This window comes from Streptococcus sanguinis (assembly GCF_019929145.1).
In the GTDB taxonomy this organism is placed as follows: domain Bacteria; phylum Bacillota; class Bacilli; order Lactobacillales; family Streptococcaceae; genus Streptococcus; species Streptococcus sanguinis_U.
The window spans coordinates 1-1,188 of sequence record NZ_JAHZOW010000013.1; the positions used below are offsets into that span (position 1 = coordinate 1).

The following is a 1,188-nucleotide window of genomic DNA, read 5'->3' on the forward strand; positions in this document are numbered from 1 at the left end:
GACTGACCTGGGCTGCTCACTGATCTTCGTGCAGGATGTGATGAGCTCGCTGTCTGAGAATATCAAGACGGTTGTCAATATCAAGGACCGCAACACTGGTCAGTTAGTCATGGAAGAGGGAATCCTTAGAGAAATTGACTTCCGCTTGGATCATTTCCCAGAAGGCTATGACAAGGAGCGAATCGCTCGGACCTTGGCGCCGCTCAATCACTTACAGAATCTCAAGAGCTCAATCCCTGATACTGTGACCTTTATGGAGATGTATGGGGCAGAGACCTTCTCAGACCTGCAAGTCTTGCAAAAGTGGCAACAGAATGCGCCTTATAAGAGCTTGGCAGTGCCTATCGGCCTGCGGGGGAAAGAAGATCTGGTCTACCTCAACCTGCATGAAAAAGCTCATGGACCGCATGGGCTCATTGCCGGGACAACTGGATCTGGTAAGTCGGAGACCATCCAGTCCTATATCCTGAGTCTGGCTGTCAACTTCCATCCACATGATGTGGCCTTTCTCCTCATCGACTACAAGGGTGGGGGAATGGCCAACCTCTTCAAGAACCTGCCTCATCTCTTGGGAACCATTACCAACTTGGACGGAGCCCAATCCATGCGGGCGCTGGCTTCCATCAATGCGGAGATTCACCGTCGGGAGCGGCTCTTCAGAGAGTTTGAAGTTAATCATATCAACCAATATCAAAAGAAATTTAAGAACGGGGAAGCAACCGAACCCCTGCCTCATCTCTTCCTCATCTCGGATGAGTTCGCAGAGCTCAAGGTCAACCAGCCTGACTTTATCAAGGAGCTGGTATCCATCGCTCGGGTCGGACGTTCCCTCGGGGTCCACTTGATCCTGGCTACTCAGAAGCCCTCTGGGGTGGTGGATGACCAGATCTGGTCCAACTCCCGCTTTAAGCTAGCGCTCAAAGTGGCAGACCGGACGGACTCGATGGAAATGCTTAAGACGCCAGATGCAGCAGAGATTACCCAGACTGGCCGCGCCTATCTGCAGGTCGGCAATAATGAAGTCTATGAACTCTTCCAGTCAGCCTGGTCAGGGGCAGACTACCAGCCAGATAAGGATGAGATGGGAATTGAAGACCATACCATCTACCTAATCAACGACCTAGGCCAATACGAAGTGCTCAATCAAGACCTGTCAGGACTTGACTTAGCCGAGGATATCAAGGAAGT

General features: G+C 51.4%; 1 protein-coding gene. It reads left to right on the forward strand.

All coding sequences use genetic code 11. The features are described 5' to 3' along the window. Positions 1-1,188: FtsK/SpoIIIE domain-containing protein (locus K1I94_RS11220; RefSeq protein ID WP_263281185.1), on the forward strand; the 1,188-nt coding region annotated here is incomplete at both ends.